The sequence below is a fragment of the [Actinomadura] parvosata subsp. kistnae genome, from assembly GCF_900323885.1.
In the GTDB taxonomy this organism is placed as follows: domain Bacteria; phylum Actinomycetota; class Actinomycetes; order Streptosporangiales; family Streptosporangiaceae; genus Nonomuraea; species Nonomuraea composti.
The window spans coordinates 829,792-848,535 of sequence record NZ_OOHJ01000018.1 but is presented as its reverse complement, the minus strand read 5'-3'; the positions used below and the strand labels follow the sequence as shown (position 1 = coordinate 848,535).

The 18,744-nt window shown below is 71.5% G+C and carries 16 protein-coding genes and 2 pseudogenes; 10 read left to right on the top strand and 8 right to left on the bottom strand.

Features of this window, described 5'->3' with window-relative positions:
• Window positions 1-40 precede the first annotated feature (40 nt).
• Window positions 41-886, top strand: coding sequence for a bifunctional DNA-formamidopyrimidine glycosylase/DNA-(apurinic or apyrimidinic site) lyase (gene mutM, locus KIS93_RS23935; protein ID WP_080045555.1), 846 nt, complete (start codon window positions 41-43; stop codon window positions 884-886).
• Here the strand turns inward: mutM and KIS93_RS23930 are convergent.
• A complete protein-coding gene (locus KIS93_RS23930; RefSeq protein WP_080045556.1) occupies window positions 834-2,003 on the bottom strand; it encodes an MFS transporter in 1,170 nt (389 codons plus the stop codon). The two genes, mutM and KIS93_RS23930, sit on opposite strands and share 53 nt — an antisense overlap.
• 88 nt (window positions 2,004-2,091) lie before the next feature.
• Here KIS93_RS23930 and KIS93_RS23925 point away from each other — a divergent pair, with 88 nt between their 5' ends.
• From KIS93_RS23925 to KIS93_RS23900, 6 genes are all read left to right on the top strand, one after another.
• Window positions 2,092-2,988, top strand: a complete 897-nt coding sequence (locus tag KIS93_RS23925; RefSeq protein ID WP_080045557.1) for a LysR family transcriptional regulator — start codon at window positions 2,092-2,094, stop codon at window positions 2,986-2,988.
• Window positions 2,989-2,998: 10 nt separating this feature from the next.
• On the top strand, window positions 2,999-3,286 hold the full coding sequence (locus KIS93_RS23920; protein WP_080047542.1) for an acylphosphatase: 288 nt from the start codon (window positions 2,999-3,001) through the stop codon (window positions 3,284-3,286).
• Between the two features lie 190 nt (window positions 3,287-3,476).
• Window positions 3,477-3,671: a hypothetical protein gene (locus tag KIS93_RS23915; protein WP_043618321.1), complete on the top strand. Its 195-nt coding sequence runs from the start codon at window positions 3,477-3,479 to the stop codon at window positions 3,669-3,671.
• Between the two features lie 167 nt (window positions 3,672-3,838).
• Complete coding sequence (gene smc / locus KIS93_RS23910; RefSeq protein WP_080045558.1) at window positions 3,839-7,531, top strand: chromosome segregation protein SMC; 3,693 nt, start codon at window positions 3,839-3,841, stop codon at window positions 7,529-7,531.
• Between the two features lie 122 nt (window positions 7,532-7,653).
• Complete coding sequence (gene ftsY / locus KIS93_RS23905; RefSeq protein ID WP_080045559.1) at window positions 7,654-8,832, top strand: signal recognition particle-docking protein FtsY; 1,179 nt, start codon at window positions 7,654-7,656, stop codon at window positions 8,830-8,832.
• Between the two features lie 308 nt (window positions 8,833-9,140).
• Complete coding sequence (locus tag KIS93_RS23900; RefSeq protein ID WP_080045560.1) at window positions 9,141-10,838, top strand: tetratricopeptide repeat protein; 1,698 nt, start codon at window positions 9,141-9,143, stop codon at window positions 10,836-10,838.
• Between the two features lies 1 nt (window position 10,839).
• Here KIS93_RS23900 and KIS93_RS23895 read toward each other — a convergent pair.
• A pseudogene (locus KIS93_RS23895) lies at window positions 10,840-11,118 on the bottom strand (helix-turn-helix domain-containing protein); the annotation flags it as partial.
• Between KIS93_RS23895 and KIS93_RS68410 the strand changes: the two are divergent.
• The gene (locus KIS93_RS68410) at window positions 11,080-11,532 is read left to right on the top strand and encodes an aldo/keto reductase (RefSeq protein ID WP_335673903.1); all 453 of its coding nucleotides are present in this window, start codon (window positions 11,080-11,082) and stop codon (window positions 11,530-11,532) included. The pseudogene KIS93_RS23895 and the gene KIS93_RS68410 overlap by 39 nt on opposite strands.
• Window positions 11,533-11,663: 131 nt before the next feature.
• On the opposite strand, the gene KIS93_RS23885 is transcribed toward KIS93_RS68410, so the two are convergent.
• The 3 genes from KIS93_RS23885 to KIS93_RS65590 all read right to left on the bottom strand — a co-directional run bounded on the left by KIS93_RS23885 (window position 11,664) and on the right by KIS93_RS65590 (window position 13,997).
• Entirely contained in the window at window positions 11,664-12,785 is a 1,122-nt protein-coding gene (locus tag KIS93_RS23885; protein WP_080045561.1) for an NAD(P)/FAD-dependent oxidoreductase, read from the bottom strand.
• The gene (locus tag KIS93_RS23880; RefSeq protein ID WP_080047543.1) at window positions 12,782-13,693 is read right to left on the bottom strand and encodes an NAD-dependent epimerase/dehydratase family protein; all 912 of its coding nucleotides are present in this window, start codon (window positions 13,691-13,693) and stop codon (window positions 12,782-12,784) included. The genes KIS93_RS23885 and KIS93_RS23880 overlap by 4 nt, the downstream gene beginning before the upstream one ends.
• Window positions 13,694-13,823: 130 nt before the next feature.
• Entirely contained in the window at window positions 13,824-13,997 is a 174-nt protein-coding gene (locus tag KIS93_RS65590) for an SDR family NAD(P)-dependent oxidoreductase (RefSeq protein ID WP_230465825.1), read from the bottom strand.
• A gap of 301 nt (window positions 13,998-14,298) precedes the next feature.
• Between KIS93_RS65590 and KIS93_RS23870 the strand changes: the two genes are divergently transcribed.
• Both KIS93_RS23870 and KIS93_RS69090 read left to right on the top strand, forming a co-directional pair.
• The gene (locus KIS93_RS23870) at window positions 14,299-14,880 is read left to right on the top strand and encodes a TetR/AcrR family transcriptional regulator (RefSeq protein WP_080045562.1); all 582 of its coding nucleotides are present in this window, start codon (window positions 14,299-14,301) and stop codon (window positions 14,878-14,880) included.
• Between the two features lie 174 nt (window positions 14,881-15,054).
• Window positions 15,055-15,812: pseudogene (locus KIS93_RS69090) on the top strand (transposase).
• Between the two features lie 26 nt (window positions 15,813-15,838).
• On the opposite strand, the gene KIS93_RS23860 reads toward KIS93_RS69090, so the two are convergent.
• The 3 genes from KIS93_RS23860 to KIS93_RS23850 are packed head-to-tail and all read right to left on the bottom strand — an operon-like array spanning window position 15,839 to window position 18,692.
• Window positions 15,839-16,627 carry an ABC transporter ATP-binding protein gene (locus KIS93_RS23860; RefSeq protein ID WP_155129184.1) on the bottom strand — a complete coding sequence of 263 codons (789 nt, stop codon included), beginning with the start codon at window positions 16,625-16,627 and terminating at the stop codon, window positions 15,839-15,841.
• Window positions 16,624-17,637: a FecCD family ABC transporter permease gene (locus KIS93_RS23855; protein WP_246005358.1), complete on the bottom strand. Its 1,014-nt coding sequence runs from the start codon at window positions 17,635-17,637 to the stop codon at window positions 16,624-16,626. The genes KIS93_RS23860 and KIS93_RS23855 overlap by 4 nt, the downstream gene beginning before the upstream one ends.
• A gap of 20 nt (window positions 17,638-17,657) precedes the next feature.
• Window positions 17,658-18,692 carry a FecCD family ABC transporter permease gene (locus tag KIS93_RS23850; protein ID WP_080045563.1) on the bottom strand — a complete coding sequence of 345 codons (1,035 nt, stop codon included), beginning with the start codon at window positions 18,690-18,692 and terminating at the stop codon, window positions 17,658-17,660.
• Window positions 18,693-18,744 lie beyond the last annotated feature (52 nt).

The following is an 18,744-nucleotide window of genomic DNA, read 5'->3' as shown; positions in this document are numbered from 1 at the left end:
CGTTCCCGTGGGGTGAGAGTTACGTACCCGAGGAGGCCATGTGCCTGAGCTGCCGGAGGTCGAGGTCGTCAGGCGCGGCCTCGCACAGTGGGTGATCGGCCGCGAGATCGCCTCCGCCGAGGTGTTGCACCCGCGCGCGATCAGGCGGCACGTGCCCGGCGCCGACGAGTTCACCGCGCGGCTGAAGGGCCGCGCGGTGTTGTCCGCCGAGCGCCGCGGCAAGTACCTGTGGCTGCCGCTGTCGGGCGCCAATGAGGCGCTCATGGCCCACCTGGGGATGAGCGGCCAGCTGCTGGTCGTGCCGCAGGACGCGCCGCCGGAGAAGCACCTGCGGGTCCGCCTGCGCTTCGCCGACGGCGGCCCCGACCTGCGTTTCGTGGACCAGCGGACGTTCGGCCACGTCATGCTGAGCCCGCTGGTCAATGGCGTGCCGGAGCCGATCGCGCACATCGCGCCCGACCCGTTCGAGGCGGCGTTCGACGAGGCCGAGTTCACCCGCAGGCTCAGGGCCAGGCGCACCGAGATCAAGCGGGCGCTGCTCGACCAGTCGCTGATCAGCGGCGTCGGCAACATCTACGCCGACGAGGCCCTGTGGCTGGCCAGGCTCCACTGGGCCAGGCCCACGGAGACGCTGACCCGGCCGAAGGTGGCCGAGCTCCTGGCCGCCGTGCGCACGGTCATGGGGGCGGCTCTGGAGCAGGGCGGCACGTCGTTCGACAGCCTGTACGTCAACGTCAACGGCGAGAGCGGGTACTTCGAGCGCTCGCTGGAGGTGTACGGCCGGCGCGACCTGCCGTGCTCCCGCTGCGGCACCGCGATCAGGCGTGAGGCGTTCATGAACCGCTCGTCCTACTCCTGCCCGCGATGCCAGCGACGGCCGCGCTGAGCAGGGTGAGCGCGGCTCCGGCCCACATCACCGCCGAGACCGGCAGCGCGTCGGCGATCCGCCCGCCGGCGAACGAGCCGAGCGCGATGGACAGGTTGAACGAGCACACGAACAGCGCGGTGCTGAGCTCGCCGCCGCCGGAGCGCATGATCCACAGCTGCAGCGTCACGCCGACGCCGCCGTAGCCGAACCCCCACACGACGAGCGGGATGAGGGCGGGCAGCCCGGTGGTCACGAGCGCGATCATCGGCACCGCCATGAGCAGGACCCGGACGATCAGCGTGGCCCGGGGGTTCCTGGCGGCCTGCGCGCCGGCCACGAAGTTGCCCGCGACGCCCGCGGCGCCGTACAGGAGGAGTGCGGTGCTGACGAGGGCGGGGCCGGCGTGCGCGACCTGCTCCAGGAACGGCCGGACGTAGGTGTAGGCGGCGAAGTGGCCGGCGACGGTGAGCGCGGTCAGCACCAGGATGACCCTGAGGGGCCCTGAGAACCACGAGGAGCGCTTTTCCGGCGTAGGGGATGATTCCGGCTCAAGGGACGGCTTCAGCGGCGGCAGGGTCGCCGCCAGCACCGCGAGCAACGCCAGGGCCAGCACGCCGGTCGCCACGAACGCGCTGCGCCAGCCCGCGAACGACGACACGAACGTCGCCGCGGGCACTCCCAGCACGGACGCGACCGACACCCCGCCCAGGATGATCGACGTGGCCCGCCCGACCGACCGCTCGGGCACCAGCCGTGGCCCCAGACCGGCGGCGAACGCCCAGAACCCGCCGATGCTCACCCCGGTCAGCACCCTGGCCGCCAGCAGGACCGTGGCGTCGGGCGCGATCGCCCCCGCCAGGTTGGCCACCGCCAGCAACGCCATCAGGCCCATCAGGATGAGCCGCCGGTCGACCCGGCGCGCGCCCACCGCCAGCACGGGGGCGGCGACCGCGGCCACCAGCCCGGGGGCCGACATGGCCAGCCCGGCCGTGCCCGCCGAGATGCCGAGATCGCCGGCGATCGAGGTCAGCAGGCCCACGGGCAGCATCTCGCTCGTCACGATGGTGAAGGTGCCGATCGCGACCGAGGTCACGGCCAGCCACCGCGCCCTCACCTGAACATCTGTCATCGTCATGCGACTCAGCCTCTTGAGGCCGGCCTGCGGGAACAATGACGAACTCCGAAGGCTTGCTTTAGGTGGGCTAAGCGATCGGAGGTGCCGGATGGAGTTCAGGGAGCTGGAGTGCTTCGTCGTCCTCAGCGAGGAGCTGCACTTCGCGCGTACGGCCGAGCGGCTCTACCTGTCGCCGGGACGGGTGAGCCAGCTCCTGCGTGCCTTGGAGACCAGGATCGGCGGCCGGCTCTTCGACCGGACGAGCAGGCGGGTGCGGCTCACCCCGCTCGGCGAGCGGTTCCTGGCCGACCTGCGGCCCGCCTACGACGGCATGGCGCAGGCCGTGACCAGGGCGAAGGCGGCGGCGCGCGAGGTGACGGGGGTGATCAGGGTCGGGTTCCTGGCCACGCCGACGGACGTCGTGACGGGCAGCGTGCGGGCCTTCGAGCGGCGCAACCCCGGATGCGCGGTCGAGCTGGTGGAGATCACCCTGGCGGACCCGTTCACGAAGCTGCGGGCGGGGCTGGTGGACATCGCGTTCACGCTGCTGCCGCTGGCGGAGCCGGACCTGGCCACCGGCTCGGCGCTGAACCACGTCTCGCACCGGCTCGGCCTGTCCGTGCGCCATCCGCTGGCGGGGCGGGCGCGCATCTCGGCGGAGGAGCTGGCCTCCGTCCCGCTGATCGGGCTTGACGGGCCGGCGCCGCGCATGTGGCACGAGCGGATCGCACCCTCCGTGACCCCTTCCGGACGTCCGATTCCCCTGGCCGGTAGGGTGGCGACCACGCAGGAGGGCTTGACTCAGGTGGCGCTGAACCGGGGTGGGATGGTGTTCTGCACGCCCACCGCCGACCAACTCGTGCGCCCCGACCTCCGCTTCGTGCCCGTCACCGGGCTGCCCCCGTCGATCCTGGGCCTGGCCTGGGTGCGGGCCAGGGAGACGGCCGCCATCAGGGCGTTCAACGAGGCGGCGGAGCGTGAGTCGGCCATGGAGCTGGTGGCGTGAAGGGGATGTGATGGCGGGGAGCGGCGAGGACGTTCGGCTGACGGCCTGGGTGCGCGGCCGGGTGCAGGGCGTGGGCTTCCGCTGGTGGACGCGGGCGCGGGCGCTGGAGCTCGGTCTGGTGGGCTGGGCGCGCAACACCGACGACGGCCGCGTGGAGGTGGTCGCGGAGGGGCCGCGGGCGGCGTGCGTCAACCTGCTGGAGCTGCTCAGGGGTTGCGACACGCCGGGAAGGGTGGATGGAGTAGTGGAACGGTGGAGCGAACCCCGAGGTAGTTTGGCCGGGTTCATGGAGAGGTAGCACGTTTCGCCAAACCGCCCAAATAGGGTATAGTTGTATGTCGGGAGTGCCCATCAGTAGGGCGCAGCGGTTCGTTCGACTTGACCGCCCACACTGCCGGTGCGACTCTTGTTAGGTACCACGCGCACCCCTCCCGCGGAATAGAAGTGCGCGAACCAGTCTGGTCACTCAGCGTGGAGGACCCTTTACCATGGCGAAGGCTCTACTCGGCCACGTCGGCGGTCCTGACCCTCGGATGGTCTCGGAAATGCGCCGCCTGCAGCAGCGTATCCGGGATCTGGAGGCAGAACTCATCCGACTTCAGGCCACGAATGACGCTCTTGCAGCGCAAACCCGCGACGAGGCGCTAAGCCGCGTGCAGGAGCGCGAGCCGGCACTCACCTGAGAGTGATCGGAGCGCAAGATCCAGGGACGTCTCGAAGAGGCGTCCCTTGTTATTTGCCCAGAATTCACCCTTCCCCCGCCCCGACGTGGATGCCCGCGCGGGGCGGCCAGGACCAGTAGGCTTTTCCGAGGTCTGTTCAAGGTCCGTTCAGGAGAAGGGGGTCGCGCTTGTATCTCAAGACCCTCACCCTGCGCGGCTTCAAGTCCTTCGCCTCGGCCACCGCGCTGCGCTTCGAGCCCGGCATCACCTGCGTCGTCGGCCCCAACGGCTCCGGCAAGTCCAACGTCGTCGACGCCCTGGCCTGGGTCATGGGCGAGCACAGCGCCAAGTCGCTGCGCGGCGGCAAGATGGAGGACGTCATCTTCGCCGGCACCTCCTCCCGGCCCCCGCTGGGCCGCGCCGAGGTGACGCTGACCATCGACAACTCCGACGGCGCGCTGCCGATCGACTACACCGAGGTCACGATCAGCCGGCTGATGTTCCGGTCGGGGCAGAGCGAGTACGCGATCAACGGCGACACCTGCCGCCTGCTCGACATCCAGGAGCTGCTGTCCGACTCGGGCATCGGCCGCGAGATGCACGTGATCGTCGGCCAGGGCCAGCTCGACGCCGTGCTGCACGCGGGCCCCGAAGACCGGCGGGCCTTCATCGAAGAGGCCGCGGGCGTCCTCAAGCACCGCAAGCGCAAGGAGAAGGCGCTGCGCAAGCTCGACGCGATGCAGGCGAACCTGACGCGCGTCCAAGACCTCGCCACCGAGCTGCGCCGCCAGCTCAAGCCGCTCGGCCGCCAGGCCGAGATCGCCCGCAAGGCCGCCGTCATCCAGGCCGACCTGCGCGACGCGCGGCTGCGGCTGCTGGCCGACGACGTGTGCATCCTGCGCGCCACGCTGGAGCGCGAGGCCGCCGACGAGGCCGCGATCACCGCCAGGCGGCAGCAGGTGGAGGCCGAGCTGGCGCAGGCGCAGCAGCGCGAGAGCGCGCTTGAGGCCGCCGAGGCCGAGGCCCAGCCGCGCCTGGCCGCCGCCCAGGAGACGTACTTCAGGCTGTCCTCGCTGCGCGAGCGCATCACGGGCCTCGACCAGCTCGCCACCGAGCGCCACCGCCACGCCCTCGACGCCGCCGCCATCGAGCGCCGCGGCCGCGACCCCGAAGACCTCGAACGCGAGGCCGCCGAGGTGCGCGAGCAGGAGCTCATCCTCAAGGCCGAGCTGGAGCAGGCGCACGAGCTGCTGGAGGAGGCCGTCCAGCGGCGCGCCGAGGCCGAGGCCGAGCTGAGCGCCGAGGAGCAGCGGCTCGCGCTGGCCGCCAGGGCCGCCGCCGACCGCCGCGAGGGCCTGGCCAAGCTGCGCGGCCGGGTCGATTCCGTACGCAGCCGCGCCCGTGCCGCCGAGGAGGAGATCGGCCGGCTCCAGCAGGCCGTGGCCGAGGCCGGCGCCCGCGAGCGCCAGGCCAGGGAAGACCTTGAGGCCCAGCGCCTGGAGGCGCCCGCCGCCGATCCCGCGCTGGCCGAGGAGCTGGCCGCCGCGCAGGCCGCGGTCGAGGAGGCCAGGGCGGTCGCCGACGAGGCGCGTGCCGCGCTGGAGGAGGCCAAGTCCGGCCTCGACGCGCCGCGCGCCGCGCTGCAGGCCGCCAAGTCGGGCGTGAGCACGGCCCGCGCCGCCGACCAGGAGGCGCAGCGCGCGGTGGCGGCGCTGGCCGCCCGCCGCGACGCCCTGGAGCTGGGCCTGGCCAAGGGTGACGGAGGGGCCGCCCTGCTGGATGCCGACCTGGGCGGGATGCTGGGGCCGCTGGCCGCCTCGCTGCAGGTCACGCCCGGCGCCGAGGTGGCCGTCGCGGCCGTGCTGGGCCCGGTGGCCGAGGCGATCGCCGTCAAGACCCTCGACACGGCCGTGGAGGCCCTCGAGCTGCTGCGTACGCAAGGGTCGGGCCAGGCCACGCTGCTGGTCGCCGGCGGCGGGCACGGCGGGCACGGCGGGGCCGGGGGCGCCCGCGCGGCCGCGCCGGGCAACGGCCGGTGGGTGGCGGACCTGGTGACGGTGCCCGACCATCTGCGCCCTGCCCTTGAGCACGTGCTGGCCGACGTCGTGCTCGTGGACGACCTGGACAAGGCCAGGGCCGTGGTCGAGCGGCATCGCGAGCTGCGGGCGGTCACCAAGGAGGGCGACCTCGTCGGCGCCCACGTGGCCACCGGCGGGGCCGAAGGGGGCACGTCCGTCCTCCAGGTGCGGGCCGCGCTCGACGAGGCCGTCAGAGACCTGGAGGAGGCCGAGGCCAGGGCCGAGGCGAGCGCCGTCGCCCTCGACGAGGCGATCGAGGCCGAGCAGGCCGCCCAGACGGCGCTGGAGCAGGCGCAGGCCCACGTCAGCGAGGCGCAGAGCGCCGTCACCACCGCGCAGGCCGGGGTGAGCGCCGCCCAGGGCGCCCTCGACCAGGTCAGGGCCCGCCAGCGGGAGGCCGACCAGCGCAACGCCGCCGCGGCCAGACGGCTGGCCCAGATCGAGGCCGCCGCCAACGCCGCCCGCGACGAGGCCGAGCGCCTGGCCAGGAGCGTCGCCAAGGCGGAGGAGGCCCGCACGGAGGGCCAGGAGGAGCTGGCCGAGCTGGAGATCCGGCTGGCCGAGGCCGAGTACGCCCAGGAGCTGGAGTCCGAGCCGACCACCGACCTGCGCGACGACCTGGCGGCGGCCGTGGAGGCCGCCAGGCAGCGCGAGATGGACACCCGCCTCCAGGTGCGCACCGCCGAGGAGCGCGTCAAGGGCATCGAGGGCCGCGCCGACGGCCTGCTGCGGGCGGCCAGGCGGGAGCGCGAGGAACGCGCCCAGGCGGCCGCTCAGCGCGTCCGGCGCAGGCGCCAGGCCGCGCTGGCCGAGGCCGTCAGCAAGGGCGCCAAGCAGGTGCTGCAGGCGCTCGCGGCGTCCGTCGAGCTCGCCTCCAGGGAGCGCGACGAGGCCGACCTGACCAGGGTGGCGGTCGACGCCGAGCTCAAGCAGGTCCGCCTGCGCGTCCGCGAGCTGGGCCAGGAGCTCGACAAGCTGGTCAACCGCGTGCACGGCAACGAGGTGGCCCGCACCGAGCAGCGGCTTCGGCTGGAGCAGATGGAGCAGCGGGCGCTGGAGGAGTTCGGGGTCGAGGCCGAGGCGCTGGTCGCCGAGTACGGCCCCGAGGTGCCGGTGCCGGGCGAGCCGCCCGTCCCGTACGTGCGCGAGGAGCAGGAGAAGCGGGCCAGGGCGGCCGAGCGGCAGATGAACCAGCTCGGCAAGGTCAACCCGCTGGCGCTGGAGGAGTTCGCGGCGCTGGAGGAGCGGCACTCGTTCCTCAACTCCCAGCTCGAAGACCTCAAGAAGACCCGGCGCGACCTGCTGACCGTGGTCAAGGAGGTCGACGACCGGGTGGAGCAGATGTTCGCCTCGGCGTACGAGGACGTCGCCCGCGAGTTCGAGCAGATCTTCGGCCGGGTGTTCCCCGGCGGCGACGGCCGGCTGGTGCTGACCGACCCGGGCGACATGCTGACCACCGGCATCGAGGTCGAGGCCAGGCCGCCGGGCAAGAAGGTCAAGCGGCTGTCGCTGCTGTCGGGCGGCGAGCGGTCGCTGACGGCGGTGGCGTTCCTGATCTCGATCTTCAAGGCGCGGCCGTCGCCGTTCTACGTCATGGACGAGGTCGAGGCGGCCCTCGACGACACCAACACGCAGCGGCTGCTCATGCTGTTCGAGGAGCTGAGACAGAGCTCACAGCTCATCGTCATCACCCACAACAAGCGCACGATGGAGATCGCCGACGCCCTCTACGGCGTGTCGATGCGCGGCGACGGCGTGACGCAGGTGGTCAGCCAGCGGCTCAGGGAGCGCGAGAACGCCTGACCGGCCGCTGGGATGTCCGCCTGGTCGGCGGCGAGAAGCGGGTGGGTGGCGGGCGGGAAGTTCGCCTGGTCGGTGTGGCCTTGTGCGTGACCATGGTGGTCGATCTGGAAAACTGACATCTTGTGGATGGTTACCTCGGCGTCATCGTGATCGTGGCCGTCGTCGCCCTGCTGGCGGCCGGCGGTCTCTTCCTGCTGTTCAGGCCGGGCCGTAAGGCGGCCCCGCCGGTCAAGCCGCCAGAGGCCCCCGTGCTTCCCGAGGAGGAGAAGCGGCCCGCCGGAGCGGGCGAGGAGGCCGAGGGCGCGACCACCACGCTGCCCCCGCCGCCGGTCAAGCCCGCCGAGCCGGTCGTCGTCGAGCCTCAGGTGGAGGTTCCGCCGCCGTCCGCGGGCCGGATGGTGCGGCTGCGCTCGCGCCTGGCCCGCTCGCAGAACGCGCTGGGGCGCGGGCTGCTGGAGCTGCTGTCCCGCGACCGCCTCGACGACGAGGTGTGGGACGAGATCGAGGAGAGCCTGATCACCGCCGACGTGGGCGTCGCGCCGACCCGCGCCATGGTGGAGGAGCTGCGCACGAAGGTGAAGGTGCTGGGCAGCCGCACCCAGGACGAGGTGCGCGGCCTGCTCAGGGAGCAGCTCCTGGCCCAGGTCAACCCCGACCTCGACCGTACGCTGCACGTGCGGAAGCACGGTGAGCGGCCGGCGGTCGTGCTCGTCGTGGGCGTCAACGGCACCGGCAAGACCACCACCACCGGCAAGCTGGCCCGCTCCCTGATCGGCGACGGCAAGAAGGTGGTGCTCGGCGCCGCCGACACCTTCCGTGCCGCCGCCGCCGACCAGCTCCAGACCTGGGGCGAGCGGGTGGGTGCCGACACCGTGCGCGGGCCCGAGGGCGGCGACCCGGCGTCCGTGGCGTTCGACGCGGTGGCCAAGGGCATCGAGGAGAAGGTCGACGTCGTGATCGTCGACACGGCCGGCCGCCTGCACACCAAGACCGGCCTCATGGACGAGCTGGGCAAGGTCAAGCGGGTCATCGAGAAGAAGGCCACGGTCGACGAGGTGCTGCTGGTCCTCGACGCCACCACCGGCCAGAACGGCATGCGGCAGGCGCAGGTGTTCGCCGAGGTGGTCAACATCACGGGCATCGCGCTGACCAAGCTCGACGGCACCGCCAAGGGCGGCATCGTCATCTCGGTGCAGCGGGAGCTGGGCGTGCCGGTCAAGCTGGTGGGGCTGGGCGAGGGGCCCGACGATCTGGCGCCGTTCGACCCCGAGGTGTTCGTCGACGCGATCCTCGGCGAGTAGGGCTGGCCCGAAGGCTACTGAAATGTGCCTTACCAGATGAGACCTTGATCGGCGACTTTTCAATGTGTTGACATGTATCGGTCATTTGATCGTTCGGTCCCGCTTGAACGTGAAAGGCCGCTCATGAAGAAGATCGTTGTTCACAAGCCCGGCACCGTGAAGCCGAGCGCCGGAGCCGCGCCCCGCCACAGCGCCTAGTTCGCTTGTTCCCGCACGCGCGAGCCGCGCGTGCGGGGACGGGTTCGGCCCACCGGGCCGGCGTGTCAGGATGGTGCGTCGGCCCTGCCTCACCACGGGAGAGGGACCGCGTGGACACGATCTTCATCGACGCGGATCGCCGCATCGGCGGCCCGTACACTCTGGCCGCCGCGTTGCTCGGCCACCTCGTCCCGGCCGAGCTGGAGCACCGGCCCGAGCTGGTCGCCGCGCACGACATCGAGATCAGGGCGGCCGCGCCGCACCTGAGAGACAGAGTGCCCTTACGCCGCCGGTCGCTGGCCGACACGCTGCCCAGGGAGCAGCGGGTGCTCGTGCCGGGCGTGCGGCGCAGCTTACGCATCGCCAACGGGCTGGCCGAGCTCATCCGCGACTGCCTGAGCCGGTCGGGGCCGCTCACCCTGCACGTCACGAACCTCGGCGAGGCCGACCACACCGACACCGAGCTGGTCGCCGTGCTGCGGCGCAGGATCGACCCCGGCCTGCTGACCATCGAGGAGGGGCCGTCCCGGCCGGGCGCGGGGCCGCTGCCCGCCGACTTCGACCGGTACCGCGACGAGGGCTTCCACCACGCCATGGCCGAGTCGGGGCTCGAGGTGCTGCGCGGGCTGGCGTACGAGGACGAGCCAGAGCGCTGGCAGCGCCTGCTGCACCGGGTGGCCTCGTCCCTGGAGGCGGTCGGGCGCGAGGAGGAGGCCCGCGAGCTCTACGACCGGCTCCGGCGCCTCAGCACCGACCCCAAGCACCGCGCGACCGCCGCCTACGCCACGGCCATGATCCTCGTCCGCCACCACGACCACGCCCAACGCGACCCCGAGCAGGCGCTGGCCTGGATCAACGAGGCCGTCACGATCACCTCGCTGCTGCCCGACCCCCGGGAGCGGGCCTTCCACCTGGGCTTCGACCTCAACGGCAAGGCGCTGGTGGAGGTGCGCAGGGGCCGCCGCGACGCCGCCATGGAGCTGGTCGCGCGGGCCGTCGAGCTGGCCGCCGGCCTGGGCGAGGAGCACCCCGTGCACCGGCTCGTCCTGTACGCCAACCGGGCCCAGCTCCAGGCCATGGCGGGGCAGCCGGAGGCGGCGCTGGCCGACTACACGCGAGCCATCGAGATCGACCCCGGCTACCCCGACTACTACCTCGACCGGGGCAACCTGCTGCACGAGCTGGGGCGCGACGAGGAGGCACTGGCCGACTACGAGACCGTCATGCGGCTCAGCCCGCCCTTCCCCGAGGCGTACTACAACCGGTCCGAGGTGCGCTACGCCGCCGGCGACCTGGACGGGGCGCGCGCCGACCTCGACCACACGCTGGAGCTGGACCCGGAGTTCGCCCCCGCGTACGTCAACCGCTGCGGTCTGCACGTGGCGGCCGGCGACTATCCCCGGGCGCGGCAGGACGTGGAGCGGGGGCTGGAGCTGGCGCCGCGCGACCCGTACCTGCTGTGCGTGCTGGGCCAGGTGGAGCTGGCCGAGGAGCGTTACCCGGAGGCGCGCATGGCCTTCGACGAGGCGCTGGAGCTCGATCCCGAGCTGGTGGCCGCGTGGGCGGGGCGGGCGGAGCTGGCGTTCGAGCGGGGCGACCACGAGGGCGCGCTGGGGGACCTGACGCGGGCGCTGAAGCTGGCGGAGACGGCCGAGCTGCTGTTCAACCGGTCGCTGGTGTACCAGGCGGCGGGGCTGCCCGGGCAGGCGCGCGAGGACCTGCTCAGGGCCGCGGAGCTGGCCCCCGAGGACGAGGACGTCCGCCGGGCGCTGTCCGGCACCCGGGAGGATCCCCACCGGGCCGGCTAAGTAGGCGCAGGGCCTTGGCCACCGCGTCCAGGACCTCCGCCGAGAACTGCAGGCTGCGTCCCTGCTCCAGACGGACATAGTGGTCGACGCTGACCCCGGCCGGCTGCGCCAGCTCCTCGCGGCGCAATCCGGGGACCCGGCGCCGCCGTCCGTAGGAGGTCAGGCCGAACTTCTCGGGGCGAAGCCGGGCGCGGCGCGATCGGAGGAATTCACCCAGCTCGGCGTGTCGGTCGAAGGTCATATGTCCGATTATTTCCTGATTGTAGGTATGCCTGGTCATGGCATGCCTAGGCAGCGCCGGGCACTGCCTGACCTCGCGTGGAACGCCGGAGTGGAATCCGCCGGAACGGTTCCGGCATTCCGATTCACGGGGAGCGCATCACCCATGACTGTCATGCTTGGCCGTACCGGCATGGAGATCACCCGGTTGGGCTTCGGTTCGTGGGCCGTGTCGGGCTCGGGCTGGACTTTCAGCTGGGGCGCGACGGACGACGCCGAGTCGATCGCTGCGATCCGCCACGCGCTGGACGCGGACGTCAACTGGATCGACACCGCCGCGGTGTACGGCCTGGGCCATTCTGAGGAACTGGTCGGCAAGGCCATCGCCGGCCTGCCGCAAGCCGATCGCCCGTGCCGGCACCCTGGTCGGTCCAGCTGTCCTCAGTTCCGTGGCGCGTGCACGCCTTCGCGGTAGCTGGGCAGCGGGGAGGTCCATCCCGGTTCGGCCTTCGCCTTGGCGTTCGACACCGCATGGACGTGTCGATCGGGGCCGTAGCTCTGGACGCACGGCATCCGGGAAATCATGGCGATTTCCCGGATGCGCAATCAGCTGGGCAGCTTGTTGCGGCGGCCGCCGGTCATGCCGAGCATCCGCGCCGGCAGCGGGACTGACATGCGGTAGAACTTCAGCGGGCTGCTGCTGACCGCCTCCTTGTAGCGGATCGCGGCTTTCGCCTTCAGATACCAGCGACGCGGCGTGTCATCGGGGTAGGTGAACTGAATGACCGCATCCTTTCGTCCGAGCGAAACCGGCTGATGCCAGTAGCCGAAACGGAACGGGCGCGGCTGCTTGCCCCGCACCTGCCGGACGATCGATTGCGCGGCGTGGGCAGCCATGGGGATGCCGCTCTGGCACGTACCGTGGATCACCCCATAGGACTGCCGGATCGCCCCCGCGTCCCCGACCGCGTAGACGGACGGATGCGACACCGAGCGCAGGGCCTGGTCCACCACGATCCGCCCGGCCTCGTCGGTGCTGATCCCCGCCGAGGCGGCCAAAGGCGCGTAGGCGACTCCGGTCGTCCAGAGCGTTCCGTCGGTGGGCAGCAGCTCGCCGCCGCCGAGGTCGATCGCATCGGGCAGCACCTTGGCGACGCTCACGCCGGTGCGGACCTCGATGCCAAGCCGGTCGAACGCTTTGTGCATGTGGGCGCGTGCCGCCGGGCCCATCATCGCGCCGGGCTCACCCTGGCTGACCAGACGCACGTGCAGGTGGGGGTACGCCTCGGCGATCTCGGTTGCGGCCTCGATGCCGGTCAGACCGGCGCCGCATACCGTAAAGGTGCCCGTCGCATGGCGCAGGAACTCCGGCAGCCCGGGGTCGCTGATGGTGAAGGCGTGCTCGACGGGCGGGGTGTAGCTGCCGATCGCGTAGACGAGGATGTCATAAGGCAGCTCGACGTCTGCGACGAGCACTCGCCTTCTGGAGGTGTCGATGCGGGTCGCCCGGCCCTGGACGAACCGCACCCCCGTGCCCGCCACGAGCGCCGGAATGCGATAGTCACCGAGCGTCTGCCCGGCCGCGACCTGGTGCGACCGCAGTCGCTCGGCGAAGCGGTCGGTGGGGTTGACCAGGGTGACCTGCGCGTCACGGGTGCGGCGCGCCACGCCGAGCGCCGCCATCATGCCCGTGTAACCCGCGCCGAGAACCAGAACCTGTGTCTTCATGCCAGCTCCTCCTTGAAGCCCTTTCGCCACGACGGGTATCGCAGCGTCCATCCGAGCTCCCGCTTGGCCTTGGCGTTGGAGAAGCCGCGCCCTTGCGTCATCATCGTCACCGCCGTTTCCCCGGCCAAGATCCGCGCCAGCCAGACGGGGACCCGCATCGGCGGCTTGGCTCCCGCGCACGCGGCCAGGTAGGGCAGCCACTCGCGCGCCGGGGCCGGCTCGTCGTCGACGATGTTGAACACGCCGGTCGCCTTCTGCTCCGCGGCCAGGACGGTGGCGCTCGCGGCGTCGTCCAGATGTACCCAGGAGCTGTAGCCGCCGCCGCTGCCGACGACCGGATACTGCCGCTTGCGTACGAGTTCGACCTGATCGTCGGTGGCGCCGGGCCCATACAACGCGCCATATCGCAAAACCGCGCCACCCGCGTGGATGACGGCCTTCTCAAGATGACGGATCGCCGCCGCTCCCTGGCCTGTGCTCGTAGGGTCGAGCGGGTCCTCCTCGGTCTTGACCCATCCGCCTTGGCGGATGCCGTTCCAGCTGGCGTAGCTCTGCGCCACGACATGCGCTACGCCGGTCGCTTCGGCGGCGGCCAGCAGATGATCGGTGCCCTCGATACGCAGCCGGTTGGTGGTGGCGAACCAGCGGTCGAAGTTCTTGAAGTCAGGCTTGCCCGAGATCGCGGTCATCTGATGCACGATCACGTCCGGCTGCGCCGTCGCGACCGCCTCGCCGACCGACCTGGCGTCGAGCCCGTTCATCACGATCCCGTCGGCGCCCATCTTCTCCAGCAGGGCCAGCTTGGCCACGTTGGTCGCCGTCGCCGTCACTTGATGGCCCCGTGCCACCAGCTGCGGCACGAGACGGCGGCCGAGAACACCAGTACCGCCCGCCACGAACACACGCATGATCACCGTCCTTTCCTTACGGCGCTGCCGCTTTTGAAGATCTTCATGACTTCCCTCTCGAAACCGCCCGCAAGAACCTCGTCATCGGCACGATGTGAGCCCGACACGACCTGGGAGCGTGATGGGGTCGTCATGTCTGGTCCGAGCTTCCCGCTGTGTGATGAGAGGGGCTCGTCAGCAGGGTTCGCAGCTCCTCGACCGCGCCGACCTGGGCGTGGCCGGCGTTGTTCACGATGACGTCGAGACGGCCGAAGTGCTGCCTGGCCCGCTTCACGCTCTCGAAGACGGCGGCGTTGTCGATCACGTCCACAGCTCCAGCGGCAGTACGGCCTCGCCATAGGTGGCGACCAGCTCGTCAAGGCTTTGGGGTTGCGGGCGGTCGCGGCCGCCTTGTCGCCGCGCGACAGGGCGGCCTCGACGAAGGTGCGGCCCAGGCCGCGCGAAGAACCGGCGACGAACCAAACCTTGCTCATGATGTCCTTCCGTTCTCCATGGCGGGGTCATATGCCTACCGGCACGGCACGGTCTGTGCCGGGCAGGGACAGCGTGGACCAGCGGATGCGCCTGTGTCAACACGGCCCGTGCCGTTCCGATAAGGTGGCGGCATGACCGACCACCGCGCTCCTCGTTATGACAAACGGACGGAAACGATCATGCGGGCCACGCTGGACCTGGCCCGAGAGGTCGGCTACGCCAAACTCAGCATCGAGGCGGTCGCCGCCCGCGCCGGCGTCGGCAAGCACACGATCTACCGCCGCTGGCCCTCAAAAGGCCTGCTGTTCCACGACTCGCTCCTGACGCTGAACGAGCCCGTACTCGACTATCCCGACACCGGCGACATCATGGCCGACCTGCGCCGGCAGATCCACGGAACAGTCGACCTGCTGGGCACCCCACCATGGGGCCCGCTCTACCAAGCCCTGGTGGGCGAGGCTCAGCACGATCCCGCGGTCGCCGCCAGCCTCAACGAACGCTTCATCCGCCCGCAGGAGGAAAAGACCCTCGCCCGCCTCAAGGCGGCCCAAGAGCAGGGGCAGATCTCGCCCGACTTCGATCTCGACCTGGCCATGGCGATCCTGTCCGGTCCCCTGTACTTCAGATTCCTGATCACCCAGGAGCCCGTGACCCACGACTACATCGATCGCATACTCCAAGCCCTGTTCGACGGGATGGAGCCGAGACCTTGAGGCGGAAGCCGCCATGTTCCGCGACTCGCCGTCTACCCGGCAGGTATACCGGACCACCTACTCGCAGCCGGCCACGTCATCGACAAGCCGGGCACCCGGCCAGATGATTGATTCCAAGGGCTGCGGTTCAGCGATTGCCTGCGGGTATGCAGCGAGGGTGTCCAAGATCAATTTGTGACGAAAGAACGGAACACCCTCGCGACAGCACTGCATGTGAAGATCGACGATCAACTGATCGCTTCCCGGATCTGGCGCCCGAACGACCTCGGACCGGGCTGCAACCGCAGCTGAGTGACGCCGAGCCGGTCACCCTGGCGGTGCTGTCGGCGCTGCTCGGCTTCACCTCCGAGCGGCGCCGGCCGCGCTACGCCCGCGCCCACCTGAGCGGCCTGTTCCCCTACCTGCCCGGCCAATCCGGCAACAACAAGCGCCTGCGTGCCGCCACCGGCCTGGTGGTGCACCTGTTTCTTCTGGGGGCTACGCCCGCACGTGCTGTGCACCTCGGGCGGGCTGCCCGTCGCCTTCGCCCTGACCGGCGCCAAGACCGACGAGCGCACCACCCTCCTGGGCATGCTCCAAGCCGACCTCGATCTGCTGCCGTGCCATCACGGTCAGAACCTGATCGCCGACATGCAGGACTACGGTCGCGACCTCGAGCACACCCTGGCCGCCGAAGGAGTGCACCTGTTGCGCAAAGCCCGCAAGGGCGAGCCCCCGCGCCCGGGCGCGCACCTGTTCAAACCGCTGCGCCAGACCATCGAATCGATCAACCAGACCTTCAAGAGCTCGACCTCGAACGCCACAGCGGACGCACCCCCGCGGGCGCCACCATCCGCGTGATCATCCGCATCCCTGCCCTGACCAGCCTGATCTGGCACAACGACAAGACCGGCCAGCCCATCGCCCGATCACTGACCGCCTACGACCATTGATCCCGATACCCCTAGGAATCAATCATCTAGTCGCGGGGGAGCGGGCCGATCGGGACGACCAGCGGGGTGCCCGCCACCGGGTCGGCGATGACCTTGGCGTCCAGCTCGAACACCTCCCGCAGCAGGCCCTCGGTGAGCACCTCGTGCGGCGTGCCAGAGGCGACCACCCGACCGGCGCGCATGGCGACCAGCCGGTCGGCGTAGCGGGCGGCCAGGTTGAGGTCGTGCAGGACCATGACGACCGTACGCCCGGCCGCCTCGTGCAGGTGCCGGACGAGCTCCAGCACCTCCACCTGGTGCGCCAGGTCGAGGAACGTGGTCGGCTCGTCGAGCAGCAGCAGGTCCGTGCCCTGGGCCAGCGCCATGGAGATCCAGGCGCGCTGCCGCTGCCCGCCCGACAGCTCCTCCAGCGGCCGCTCCGCCAGGTCGGACAGGCCCGTCATGTCGAGGGCCGCCGCGACCGCGCCCTCGTCGTCGGAGGACCACTGCCGGTACCACGTCTGGTGCGGGTGCCGCCCGCGCGCCACCAGGTCGGCCACGGTCAGGCCCTCCGGGGCGGACGGCGCCTGCGGCAGCACGCCGAGGACCTTGGCCACCTCCCGAGTGGGGATGCGGTCGATGCGCTTGCCGTCCAGCAGCACCTCGCCGCCCTGCGGCTTGAGCAGCCGGCCCAGCGCGCGCAGCAGCGTGGACTTGCCGCAGCCGTTCGGCCCGATGATGGTGGTGACCGTGCTGGCCTCGATGCCGAGGTCGAGCCCGTCCACGATGAGGCGGTCGCCGTACCCGAGCTTGACGCCGGCTGCCTGCAGTCTCACTTGCGCGACCTCCAGATCAGGTGGATCAGGTACGGGGCGCCGAGCACGGCCGTGACGATGCCGACGGGCAGCTCGACGGGGGAGAAGACGGTCCTGGCGATCAGGTCGGCGGCCGTGGTGAGCACGGCGCCGACGACCGCCGAGCACAGCAGCGGCGGCCGGCCCGAGCGGACCAGGCGCAGCGCGATCTGCGGAGAGGCCAGGGCCACGAACGCGATCGGCCCGGCCGACGCGGTGGCCACGGCGGCCAGCAGCACGGCGGCCAGGATCAGCAGGGCGCGGGCCGGGTTCACGCGGACGCCGAGCGCGGTGACCGTGTCGTCGCCGAAGCGCAGGGCGTCGAGCGAGCGGGTGCCGAGCAGGGTGAGCGGCACCAGCACGGCCAGGGCCAGCGCCGTGGGGACGACGTGCTCCCAGCCGCGCCCGTTCAGGGAGCCGCTGATCCAGACCATGGCGCGGGCGGTGTCGTTGATGTCGCCGACGGTCAGCAGCCAGAACTTGACGTTGGTGAACACGGCGGCCACGCCGATGCCGACCAGCACCAGGCGGTAGCCGTCGAGGCCGCGCCGCCACGCCAGGCCGTACACGATCGCGGCGCCGAGCAGCCCGCCGAGCAGGGCGAGCGCGGGGACGCCGAGGGTGGCCAGCAGGCCGCTGACGGTGCCGTACGCGCTGCCGCTGAGCACCAGGCCGGCCACGACGGTGACGGAGGCGCCCGTGGTGACGCCGAGGATCTCGGGGCTGGCCAGCGGGTTGCGGGCGATCGACTGGATGATGGCGCCCGACAGCGCGAGGGCGGCGCCGACGAGGGCGCCGGTGAGCGCGCGGGGCAGCCGCAGCTCCATGATGACGAAGTGGGCGGCGCTGTTGACGTCGAACGTGCCGGTCAGCACCTCGGGCAGCGTCATCTCGATCTCGCCGATGCGCATGTCCAGGGCCATGAGCAGGGCGAGCAGGACGAGCCCGGTCAGGGTGAGCGCGACGGCGCGCGGCCGTACCCTCCAGGACACCGTGGACGTGCGGAGAGTCGTCACAGGCGTACCGGCTTTCTGCGGCGGACCAGGGCGACGAAGAACGGGGCGCCGAGCAGCGCGAGCACCACGCCCACCTCCAGCTCGCCCGGCGGGGCCACGACGCGGCCGACGACGTCGGCGACCAGCAGCAGCGCCGCGCCGATCAGCCCCGAGAACGGCAGCAGCCACCGGTGGTCGGTGCCCGACAGCGGGCGGGCCAGGTGCGGCACGATGAGCCCGACGAACGCCAGCGAGCCGCAGGCGGCGACGGCCGCGCCCGACAGGAGCGTGACGGCGGCGACGCCGACCGCCCTGGTCCTGGAGACGTTCTGGCCGAGGCCGCGCGCGACGTCCTCGCCGAGGGAGAGCGCGTTGAGCCCGGGGGCGTTCGCCACGGCGAGCACCAGCCCGGCCAGGACGAACGGGAGCACCTGCCAGGCCACGTCGGCGCCCCTGGAGGCGATCGAGCCGGCCTGCCAGAAGCGGAAGACGTCCATGGCCTGCTCGTCGAGGAGCACGATGGTCGAGGTCAGTGCGTAGAGCAGGGCGCTGACGGCGGTGCCGGCGAGCGCCAGCGTGACCGGGGTGGGGCCGCCTCTCCCGCCGGCCATGCCGAGCGCGAAGACCGCCACGCTGGCCACGAGCGCGCCCGCCAGGCCGTACCAGATGGAGGTGAGCAGGCTGGAGGCGCCGAGCAGGATGATCGAGGAGACCATCGCGAACGCGGCGCCCTGCGTGACGCCGAGCAGGCCGGGGTCGGCGAGCGGGTTGCGCGTGTGGCCCTGCATGAGCGCGCCGGCCACGCCGAGCGCGAGCCCGGCGAGGATGCCCAGGGCGGTCCTGGGCAGGCGCAGGGAGCGGATGACGATGTCGTTCTCGGTGCCGGTCGGGGCGGTGAGCGCGTGCCAGGCGTCGGCGAGCGGCACGGATTTGGAGCCGATCGTGACGCTCAGCACGACCGCGACCGCCACGGCGGCGAGCAGGGCGAGCAGGACGGTGAGGCGGCGCCGGCGGAGGCCGTGCGGGCGCGGGGCGACGGCGGTTGCGCTCACCCGGCTCCTCCTCCGCAATCCCTGATCCTGGTGAAGTATGCCAGTTTAGGAT

Excerpts from the sequence above, each read along its gene's own strand:
- KIS93_RS23930 (WP_080045556.1), bottom strand. The coding sequence starts at position 2,003 with ATGACGATGACAGATGTTCAGGTGAGGGCGCGGTGGCTGGCCGTGACC.
- KIS93_RS23880 (WP_080047543.1), bottom strand. The coding sequence starts at position 13,693 with ATGCGTGTGTTCGTGGCGGGCGGTACTGGTGTTCTCGGCCGCCGTCTC.
- KIS93_RS23920 (WP_080047542.1), top strand. The coding sequence starts at position 2,999 with ATGGCGGGGAGCGGCGAGGACGTTCGGCTGACGGCCTGGGTGCGCGGC.
- KIS93_RS23885 (WP_080045561.1), bottom strand. The coding sequence starts at position 12,785 with ATGAAGACACAGGTTCTGGTTCTCGGCGCGGGTTACACGGGCATGATG.
- KIS93_RS23925 (WP_080045557.1), top strand. The coding sequence starts at position 2,092 with ATGGAGTTCAGGGAGCTGGAGTGCTTCGTCGTCCTCAGCGAGGAGCTG.
- KIS93_RS23870 (WP_080045562.1), top strand. The coding sequence starts at position 14,299 with ATGACCGACCACCGCGCTCCTCGTTATGACAAACGGACGGAAACGATC.
- KIS93_RS68410 (WP_335673903.1), top strand. The coding sequence starts at position 11,080 with ATGTCCGATTATTTCCTGATTGTAGGTATGCCTGGTCATGGCATGCCT.
- KIS93_RS23915 (WP_043618321.1), top strand. The coding sequence starts at position 3,477 with ATGGCGAAGGCTCTACTCGGCCACGTCGGCGGTCCTGACCCTCGGATG.